General features: G+C 50.4%; 9 protein-coding genes. 3 read left to right on the top strand and 6 right to left on the bottom strand.

The window, feature by feature from the left end:
• Positions 1 to 121: twin-arginine translocation signal domain-containing protein (locus tag AC1HCM_RS02975; protein WP_479460297.1), on the bottom strand; the 121-nt coding region annotated here is incomplete at its 3' end.
• A 170-nt stretch (positions 122 to 291) separates the two neighbouring features.
• On the opposite strand from AC1HCM_RS02975, the gene AC1HCM_RS02980 reads away from it, so the two are divergent.
• Complete coding sequence (locus tag AC1HCM_RS02980; RefSeq protein WP_479460290.1) at positions 292 to 1320, top strand: two-component system sensor histidine kinase NtrB; 1029 nt, start codon at positions 292 to 294, stop codon at positions 1318 to 1320.
• On the opposite strand, the gene AC1HCM_RS02985 is transcribed toward AC1HCM_RS02980, so the two are convergent.
• Entirely contained in the window at positions 1246 to 2613 is a 1368-nt protein-coding gene (locus AC1HCM_RS02985; RefSeq protein WP_479460291.1) for a sigma-54-dependent transcriptional regulator, read from the bottom strand. The genes AC1HCM_RS02980 and AC1HCM_RS02985 overlap by 75 nt on opposite strands.
• Before the next feature lie 70 nt (positions 2614 to 2683).
• Here AC1HCM_RS02985 and AC1HCM_RS02990 point away from each other — a divergent pair, with 70 nt between their 5' ends.
• Positions 2684 to 3277: an RNA ligase partner protein gene (locus tag AC1HCM_RS02990; RefSeq protein WP_479460292.1), complete on the top strand. Its 594-nt coding sequence runs from the start codon at positions 2684 to 2686 to the stop codon at positions 3275 to 3277.
• Here the strand turns inward: AC1HCM_RS02990 and AC1HCM_RS02995 are convergent.
• Complete coding sequence (locus tag AC1HCM_RS02995) at positions 3251 to 4348, bottom strand: RNA ligase (protein WP_479460293.1); 1098 nt, start codon at positions 4346 to 4348, stop codon at positions 3251 to 3253. The two genes, AC1HCM_RS02990 and AC1HCM_RS02995, sit on opposite strands and share 27 nt — an antisense overlap.
• Before the next feature lie 74 nt (positions 4349 to 4422).
• Between AC1HCM_RS02995 and AC1HCM_RS03000 the strand changes: the two genes are divergently transcribed.
• On the top strand, positions 4423 to 4611 hold the full coding sequence (locus AC1HCM_RS03000) for a hypothetical protein (protein WP_479460294.1): 189 nt from the start codon (positions 4423 to 4425) through the stop codon (positions 4609 to 4611).
• A gap of 140 nt (positions 4612 to 4751) precedes the next feature.
• On the opposite strand, the gene purQ is transcribed toward AC1HCM_RS03000, so the two are convergent.
• Genes purQ through AC1HCM_RS03015 form a run of 3 tightly spaced genes read right to left on the bottom strand, consistent with a single transcriptional unit; the run spans position 4752 to position 9275 of the window.
• Positions 4752 to 5435 (bottom strand): phosphoribosylformylglycinamidine synthase I, encoded by a 684-nt coding sequence (gene purQ, locus AC1HCM_RS03005; protein ID WP_479460295.1) that lies wholly within the window; start codon positions 5433 to 5435, stop codon positions 4752 to 4754.
• Entirely contained in the window at positions 5435 to 5656 is a 222-nt protein-coding gene (gene purS, locus AC1HCM_RS03010; RefSeq protein WP_479460296.1) for a phosphoribosylformylglycinamidine synthase subunit PurS, read from the bottom strand. Before purS ends, purQ begins: the two co-directional genes overlap by 1 nt.
• Entirely contained in the window at positions 5625 to 9275 is a 3651-nt protein-coding gene (locus tag AC1HCM_RS03015; RefSeq protein WP_479460298.1) for a DNA gyrase subunit A, read from the bottom strand. The genes purS and AC1HCM_RS03015 overlap by 32 nt, the downstream gene beginning before the upstream one ends.
• Between the last annotated feature and the right edge of the window lie 5 nt (positions 9276 to 9280).

Here is a 9280-nt window from a genome sequence, read left to right on the forward strand (position 1 = left end):
CCTTCTTGTAAGCCTTGAAGCTACCCTCCTGTGCCTCAACGATGCTGGAAAAGAAGGAGGGGGAAGCGAGGGAAGCGGCGGCAACGGCAGTGCATGTCTTTATAAAGCTCCTTCTGTCCATCTGCTCACCCTCTTCTCTTTCAATGTGCAAACTTTGTGCCAAAAACGGAGTCCTTTAAACTACAAGGTATCGGAGAGCTTCCGTAGGAAGGAATGGGTGACGTCCGTGTCACCCTCCGTGCCAGCTTTGACATCTTTATTCCAGTCCCTCAGGGGCTTAAATTTATCCCGATGGACTTCTCTGTTTTTGACCACTTTGAGGAGGAAGTGGTCGTTATAGACAGGAACTACAGGATAATCTACGCCAACGAGAGGTATGCCAGAGATATGGGCTACAGCTCGCCCGAGGAGGTCATCGGAAATTTCTGCTACGTTGTCTCCCACCATCAGAACGAGCCCTGCGAGGGCGAGTGCCATCCCTGTCCTCTCAAGGAGATAGAGAAGTGCGGGAGATCTGTCAACGTCGTCCACACCCACTACACTCACGATGACAGGGAGGTCCCGGTTGAGATATGCGCCTTTCCCATTGAAGGGGGTGAGAAGATAGTTCAGATAATAAGGGACATAAAGAGCGATAAGGAGAAGTACTACCTCTTCAGTCTGTCTCAGAAGCTCAGCTCCGTTGGCTTCCTTGCCTTGGGGATAGCCCATCAGATAAACACACCCCTGAGCACCATCCTTCTCGCCCTGGAGGACCTTGAGGAGAAGCTTGGAAGCAGTGAGGAGTTTGAGGTCATAAGGAATGCGGTCAACACCTGTAAGGACTATGTTGACAAGCTACTGCTCCTTGTAAAGAGGAACTCCACCAAAGATTTTGTGAACCTCCAGAGGGCTGTAAGGGACTCGGTGGAGATACTGAAGGTGTATGCAAAGGATAGGGGAGTTAGACTTGAAATAGAGGGAGAAGAAGAGGCTTACATACTTGGGAACGAAACCGATATCAGGCACCTCGTTCTAAACCTTGTTCTGAACGCAGTTCAGGCTTCACCACCGGGCGAAAGTGTGAAGGTGCGCTCCTTCAGGGAGGGCGAGAACTGGGTCTTTGTAGTTGAGGACAGGGGTCCGGGGATAGAACCCGAAGAACTCAGCAAGATATTCATACCCTTTTACCAGGGGAAGAACAAAAGGGAGGGTTCGGGACTGGGGCTGGCGATAGTTGACAGCATAGTCAGGGAGTACGGGGGTTCAATTGACGTCAGGAGCTCCCCCGGGAAAGGAAGTCTTTTCAAGGTCTCCATTCCTCTCCCTCAGCTCCTTTAGCTTCCTGAAAACCGTCCTCCTGCTACAGCCCAGAACCTGTGCCACCTTGTCTGCACTCTTGAGCTTCCCGTAGAGGTAGCCAACGTACATGAGCTCAAGCTCCTGAAGGGAGGGCATCTCGGAGAACATATCCTCAAGGCAGGTCTCCTCCCTCTGGCTCGGGGGAAGGCACAGGTGTTCGTCAACATACTCTCCCTTTGAGAGCAGGCACGCTCTCTCTATCACGTTCCTGAGCTCCCTTATATTTCCGGGCCAGCTGTAGCTCTTGAGAAGAGAAAGGGTCTGTTGCCTAACCTTCTTTCTGTACTTCTTCAGGAAGAGCTCCGCAAGGAGGGGTATGTCCTCCCTCCTTTCCCTCAGGGGCGGTATCTCAACCTCCATTATGTTTATCCTATACAGCAGGTCACTCCTGAACTCTCCCCTCTTCACCATCTCCATGAGGTCCCTGTTGGTGGCGGATATGATCCTCACATCCACCTTTATCTCACTCAGTCCTCCCACCCTCCTGAACCTCCTCGTTTCAACGAACCTGAGGAGCTTTGCCTGAACAGGCAGGGGAATCTCGCCTATCTCGTCAAGGAATAGGGTTCCCCCGTCTGCAAGTTCCACGAGACCGAGCTTCTTCTGAGAGGCTCCCGTGTAAGCACCCTTCTCATGACCAAAGAGCTCGCTCTCAAAAAGGTGCTCGGGTATGGCGGCGCAGTCAACCACAACGAAGGGCTTATCCCTCCTCTCCGATAGCCTGTGGATGTATCTCGCCATCACTTCCTTTCCCGTTCCCGTCTCACCTCTCAGGAGGACGCTTACATCGCTCAGTGCCGCATTCCTTACCATCTCAAGGACGTTCCTGAAGGCTGGGCTTTTGGTTTCAAAGGTTATCTCGGTACCCCTTTCAAAGAGAAAGCTCTTCAGAGCTTTGTTCTCCTCTTCAAGCCTCTTCTCCTTTAAGACCCTTCTGAGGCTCACCTCAAGCATATCAAAGCTGAAGGGCTTCTGTATGAAGTCGGAGGCTCCAGCCTTCATAGCCTCCACAGCTGTGTTCACATCACCATAGCCCGTTATGACTATGAACTTGGTAGATATCTTGGAACTAAGCTCCCTCAGGAGGTCAAGACCGCTCATATCGCTCAGCCTTATGTCAAGGAGTGCGACATCGTAGCTTTTGGCGGTAAGGAGCTGGACCGCCTCCTCACCGCTCCCGACAGCCTCAACTTTGTAACCCTTCCTCCTTAGCTTACTCTCCAACAGCCTGCTGAGGCTGTCATCATCCTCCACTATGAGAACTCCCCCCATAAGTGTCAATTTTGACACACTCCCGGCAAAAGTCAATTAAGAGTTTCTTTCCTCGGCTAAAATAGGACTTATGGAGAACTTCATCTTAGATACGAGCGTATTCACGAACCCGGACATATACACGACCTTTGGCGAGAGCGACCAGCTGGGTGCGGTTGAGAACTTCATTCACCTCGCCATACATTCGGGAGCCAGGTTTTACATGCCCTCCTCGGTTTACGATGAGATGCTGAAGATGGTTGACCTCGGACCCTTTGCCCCTGAATTTGAGATGGTCGTCAAGATACGCTCTCCGAGAAAGTACAAGTTGATGATACCGAGCGAGGTTCTCTATGAGCTTATTGAAGAGATAAGGGGAAGGATAAACAAGGGTCTCAGAATAGCTGAGGAGCATGCCAAAGAGGCGGGAAAGCTGACCGAAGGGGACGTGGGCAAGGTTATAAACAAGCTGAGGGACAAGTACAGGGAGGCTCTCCGGCAGGGGATAATTGACAGCAGAGAGGACGTGGACGTTCTTCTCCTTGCCTTTGAGCTGGACGGGACTGTAGTTACGGCGGACGAAGGGCTGAGGAGGTGGGCGGACAAGGTTGGAATCAAGTTCATAAACCCGAAAAACTTCCGGGGCATATTGGAGAGCCTAATCAAACACAAGTCCGCCACTTAACAGGTGCCCCAGCAAGCCGGTCATGTTGAGGAAGACCTTGTCAAAGGCGAGCACGTAGTAATCGCCCTCTTCCTCTATCCCCCTCTCTATGACCTGTATGTGTCTTGAGGTCCTGTGGAGCAGCTCCATAAGGGCTACAGCGTTGTTTCTGTCCCTGAACCTGCACCGGAAGGTCCTATAAACCTTATGCTCCCTCTTAAACTGCTCTATCGCATCAAACAAGCCGTCTATGAAGGCTCTACCGAGTTCCTCGTAGAGGTGCTCAGTCCTCTCTATACCCTCCTCCTCCATAAAGAGGACGAGACGAAGGAGCCTGTTGGTGTAGTACTCGGGAGGAAGCTGGAGCATGTTCTTTGCGGTTACCTTTATGTCGCTCAGGTTTGCGTAGCTCGTTATGTACTTTGCCCTTCTGTTCTCGGGAGAGTCCTCCTTAAATACAACTCCTTCCCTTCCTTCTTCGTTTAGTCTGAGGAGGAGCTCCTTCAGCTGAGAGACATCTTCATGGGTGAACCTGCCGAAGACCTCCACGCCCGGGAGGGCGTATCTCTCAATCAGGGATAGCTTCTCCTCCTGAGGTAGGAAGCCCTGCTCCCCCTTTTTCATGATGTCAAAGACGAAGAAGCGGATGTCCTCTTTAACGAAGGGAGGACTCTCCTCTATGTAAGGGTTCTCTGGACCGGCGACCTCTGCACAGAGGATAAGGTCTGGGTTCTCCTCAAAGAACCTGAGGTCAATGAAGTCGGGAACCCTGTCTGTTGTAAAGGGACATATGTAGCCTCCCCTTGAGAGGGCTATGACCCTGTCCTCAACCCTGAATACCCTTACGTTGTAGCCGTCAACCTTCTCCTCCACCCAGAAGGGGTTCTTGAACTGCTCGCTCAGTCCCTTGGCGAGCATGAATATCCTTCCTATGTGGGGGTACCCCCAGATAACGGTGTCCTGAAAGAGTGCGGTTCCCCGCGGTATATCTTTGTAATCGTCCGAGAAGCGAAGGTACTCAAAGCCCAAGAAAGACTCCGAGCGGGCTTTTCTCTGCCTTACAGCCTCCCTTACAAGGCTCGCTTCAATCACTGATAAGAGGATACCATAGGCTTAAGCCTCTCTGTGCTTGTTCTTAGGTAAGTATCCGATTAGAATTAAAAACCATGAAGAATAGGCTTAGGTTCTTGCTTGAGGCACAGAGGAACTTCGGAGTAGGTCTAATGGTTGGATCTCTTCTGCTTGGCTTATCGGAGAGGATAAGTGAGGAATCAATGTGGTTTGTATTTTCCCTTGGTGTTGTCAATACCTTCAGCTCTGCTATATTATTACCTGTAAGGGACAAGGATGGATAAAACTGTTATAGGTATAGCTCTTGTAGGAACTTTATTATTCTTTGTCTTTTATGTATTCCTCTGGTATTCTGAGAAGAAAAAGCAAAAACCTGCATAAAGCTCAAATTTACAAGAACCCCCCGCTTCTTTACCGCAGCTCTTTAATCGCTGATGAGAGAATACCACAGCCTAAGACCGTCGTGGCTACCCAGGATGTCTTCCGAAGCCCTCTCGGGGTGGGGCATCATGCCAAAGACGTTTCCCTCCCTGTTCATAACACCCGCTATGTTGTCCACCGAGCCATTGGGATTTGCCTCCGGGGTTGGATTTCCATTTTCATCAACGTACCTGAAGAGTATCTGGTTTCTCTCCTTCAGCTCCTTCAGCTCTTCCTCCTCAACGTAGTACCTGCCGTCATGGTGGGCTATAGGTATCCTTATGAGGTCGTTCCTGTCAAGGTCCTTGGTCAGCTCCGATTCGGAGTTCTCAACCCTTAGAATAACGTCGGTGCATACGAAGCGCATGTTCTCATTGGGTAGGAGCGCTCCCGGAAGAAGGTGGAGCTCGGTGAGTATCTGGAAGCCGTTGCATATACCCACAACGATCTTCCCCCTGTTGGCAAACTCGTAAACAGCCTCGGCAAGGGGAGTCTTTGCAGCGAGAGCACCCGGTCTGAGGTAGTCGCCGAAGGAAAAGCCCCCCGGAAGGACAACGCAGTCATACTTGGAGAGGTCTCTCTCCTCATGAAACACAAAGTCAACGTCCTTCTCAAGGACGTCCCTTATAACGTAGTAGGTGTCGTAATCGCAGTTTGACCCGGGAAAGACACATACGGCGAACTTCATCAGAGTTCCTCTATCTCATAGTCCTCTATGAGGGGGTTCACTATGTACTTCTTGGCTATGGTCTCAATGTCTTCACCCTGGGCAACCTCCATCTCAATGAGCTTACCCACCCTCACGTGTCTCACATCAAAGCCGTTGTCCCGGAGCATCTCCTCAACAGCCCTCCCCTGGGGATCGAGGAGACCTTCCTTAGGCTTTATCAGTATCCTCACTCTCTTCATCACTCCTGACCTCGGATTTTATAACTATCCTCCTTATCTCGTCACCCTCTTCCAGAGTCCAGCGCTTCTTAGCCAGCCTGTCCCTCTTGCTAAGGGGTACCTCATCAACCTTTATGCGGTCGTAGAAAGCCCTTCCGAGCTTTGTGCTTACGAGGACTTCAAGCTCATCCCTTATGGGAAGGAGGTCTATCAACCTCTCCCTGGCTGAGCCCAGGACGTTTATCCCCTTCACTCCCCTGTTCCTTACCGCTATCTCCTCCTGATATATCCTCTTAACACCGCCGTCGGCGGTAACGACTATGAGGTAAGGCTCATCCGTAATTATCCTCACACCCACAACCTCATCGTTCTCCTCAACCTTTATACCCTGAGAGCCCTTCGTTCCGGGTGTTGCCGCCGGTATCTCCCTGACGTTGAACCTCGCAACCTTGCCCCTCCTCGTGAACATCAGGACGTGGCTCATGTCTATTGACCGGGCTATACCAACGACCTCGTCGTCTTCGGCGAGCTTGATTATCTTCATCCCCTGGGCTTTGTACTCAAACTCAACGAGGGGTATCTTCTTTATCATTCCGTTCTTCGTAGCCAGCAGGAGCCTGTCGGCGAACTGCTCCCTTATGAAGGCTCCTACGATCCTCTCCTCCGACTCCTTGAAGTTAACCTTGCTCCCCTGAAGAGCTTGGGAGCCTGCCAGCCAGTAAACCCTCCCTCTGTTAGAGACAAGGAAGAGACCTTCGGTAAAGGGCACATCAAGTATATCTACTACCGGTATCTCACCCTCGGGGATCTCTTCAAGGGGTATGACTCTACCGTTCTCAAAGACGGCCACCACGAGGGAGCCTTCCTCCAGTTCCTCCTCAAGCCCCTCAATAAAGGTCCTTCTCGGGTCTCCGTACTTCCTGACGAGCTTCTGGGTTTCTTCAACGAATATCTTTATCCTCTCCTCCTCGCTCCCTATAACCTTGCGGTAGTAATCTATCTTCTGAAGGAGCTCAGCCTCCTCCTGTCTGAGCTTATCCCTTTCAAGGGATGTAAGCCTGTGGAGTCTCAGGTCAAGGACAGCCTTAGCCTGTCTCTCAGTGAGCCCGAAGCGGACTATTAGCATCTCCTTCGCCTTGGCAGGGTCCTCTGAACGCCTTATTCCCTCTATAACATCGTCAAGGTTGTTGAGGGCTATTAGGAGCCCCTGAACTACGTGAAGCCTGTCCTCAGCCTTCCTCAGGAAGTAGCGTGTCCTTCTCAGTATGACGCTTAGCCTGTGTTTTATGAACTCCCTCAGAAGCTCCTTGATGCCGACGAGCCTGGGCTCACCTCCAACGAGCACGACGAGGTTTACAGGGAAGCCCCTCTTTAGCTGGGTGTACTTAAAGAGCTTCTTTAGAACCTTCTCACCCTTAGCCTCCCTCTTTAGCTCTATCACTATCCTTATTCCGTCCTTGTCGGACTCATCCCTTATGTCGGATATCTCCTTTATCCTTCCGCTCCTGACGTTGTCCGCTATCTTCTTTATGAGCTCAGCCTTGTTAACCTGGTAAGGTATCTCGGATACAACTATCTGCTCTCTTCCGCCCTGAACCTTCTCCACGTGAGCCTTTGCCTTAACCTGAACTATACCTCTGCCAGTCTCGTATATCTCCTTCAGATCTTTGTAGTTTTCTATAACGCCTCCGGTCGGAAAGTCTGGACCCTTTATTATCTCAAGGAGCTCTTCGGTGCTCATGTTGGGGTTCTTTGCGAGCTCCACAAGAGCCTTCCCCACCTCCCGGAGATTGTGGGGAGGTATTGATGTGGCAAGACCGACCGCTATTCCAGCTGTTCCGTTGCACAGAAGGTTGGGAAACTTGGAGGGGAGTACCGTCGGTTCTGTCAGGGACTCATCAAAGTTAGGTACGAAGTCAACGGTCTCCTTGTCTATGTCCTCAAGTATCTCAACAGCGATGGGGGATAGCTTTGCTTCTGTGTAGCGCATCTGGGCTGGAGGGTCCCCGTCAATAGAACCGTAGTTCCCCTGTCCTATTATCAGGGGGTATCTGACGGAAAAGTCTTGAGCCATCCTCACGAGTGCATCGTAAACCGCCTGATCCCCGTGAGGGTGGAACTTTCCGAGGCAGTTGTGAACTACAAAGCCGTTAGCTAAGAACTCATGTTCTCCTTCAACCTGAATATCGTAGGTCTCTTCAGGAGGAAGATCCACCACCTCCTTTACCTTAAAGAAGAACCAGTCGTTGTCTATAACGTCCCTTAAAAGCCCCGCATAGTCAGAACCTATAAGCTCTGCCTTTCTTAATATGTTCAGCTCGGTTATGGAACCTCTGTATAAGTTAAAGCCTTCCTTTAGATCCGAGGAGCATCTTATCTTTGTTCCCGTCGGATACTTGATCCCGCACCTTACCTTTTTACCCTCTGCGCTTAAATACCATCCACCGCCGAGGTGCTTCTGAGAAAACTCATCCAATAGGAGCTTTCCCATATAAGGGATTAGGTCTGCCTTTATCCTTTTCGTGATCTTTTCAGCGCCGTAGCGTTCTACCTTCACGGATTTAATAGGTGCTTCAAAGAGTTTGTAAACATGGTAGCCCGAGATCTCAAGGCTGTAGAGTGTGTGTTTCCCCCTGATCTCCTTGTTTCCTGCCCTGCCATTTTTAGCCTTCCACCTGTAGAGTTTAGAAGGTATACCCAGATAGAAAAGCAAAACCTGAAGGTCTCTAATCAAGCCTTCGGAAATAGAACTTATGTTGATTACGTTTCTGCTTTTATGCACGCTACCGTCTGAATCTATCAAACCAGATATAAAGGACAGGACTATATCTCTACTTGCCTTAAACAGCCACTTCGGTAGCTTCTTGGAACCGGCTCTGAGGGAGCTGTCCACCTCCAGAATTTCCATAAAGATCTTTGTGTTCCTTGAATTTAGCTTGATAGTGCCGTCTCTGAGCTTAGAAAAGTCAAATCCTTTTGATGTTAGAATCTCCTCTATCTTTTGTCGGATCTCTTCATCCGATACGAATACCCCGAGCCTGTGGTAGCCCCTCTTATCTTTTTCTATCCATCCGTCTCCTACGAACAGGCCTAAGAAGTAAGCGAGGTCACTGTCAACCTTTACACCACTTACACTAAGCTCCCCGCTTACGTTCGGGAACACGGCCCTTAAAAGCAGAACATCACCTTCTCTAAGTTCTTTAGCCTCCTTCCAGACGAGCTTTCCTTCCGGAGTTAAGACCTTAAACCTCTGTCCAGGTGTGCATCTTACCGACAAGCCAAGTTCTGATACTATCTCTTTTAGTGGTTGGGGAGGCATTATGTATAGCTCCGTGACTTTCCTAACACCCCTTGAGGTGTAAACCAGCTCTCCCCTCTCTATCTCTTCTATGTTCTTTATTCCCCGGACTGTTGCAACCTTTGTTCCCTTTGTGAAACACTCCCCGACTATTCTCGCACTCTTCTTAAAGGGCTTGTCAGGAGTAAGCCCCATCTCGTGCATTGCGTAGAGTATCCTTCTCTGAACGGGCTTCAGACCGTCCCTGACATCGGGGATAGCCCTCCCCACGATGACGGACATTGCGTAGTCTATGTAGGACTGCTTGACCTCTTCCTCAATGGGGATTTCTATGATTTCCATTCTCA

It is taken from the genome of Hydrogenivirga sp., from assembly GCF_056450045.1.

Bases quoted from the DNA above. Each gene is read 5' to 3' on its own strand.
- AC1HCM_RS03015 (WP_479460298.1), bottom strand. From the start codon at position 9,275: ATGGAAATCATAGAAATCCCCATTGAGGAAGAGGTCAAGCAGTCCTAC.
- purS (WP_479460296.1), bottom strand. From the start codon at position 5,656: ATGAAGAGAGTGAGGATACTGATAAAGCCTAAGGAAGGTCTCCTCGAT.
- AC1HCM_RS02990 (WP_479460292.1), top strand. From the start codon at position 2,684: ATGGAGAACTTCATCTTAGATACGAGCGTATTCACGAACCCGGACATA.
- AC1HCM_RS03000 (WP_479460294.1), top strand. From the start codon at position 4,423: ATGAAGAATAGGCTTAGGTTCTTGCTTGAGGCACAGAGGAACTTCGGA.
- purQ (WP_479460295.1), bottom strand. From the start codon at position 5,435: ATGAAGTTCGCCGTATGTGTCTTTCCCGGGTCAAACTGCGATTACGAC.
- AC1HCM_RS02985 (WP_479460291.1), bottom strand. From the start codon at position 2,613: ATGGGGGGAGTTCTCATAGTGGAGGATGATGACAGCCTCAGCAGGCTG.
- AC1HCM_RS02980 (WP_479460290.1), top strand. From the start codon at position 292: ATGGACTTCTCTGTTTTTGACCACTTTGAGGAGGAAGTGGTCGTTATA.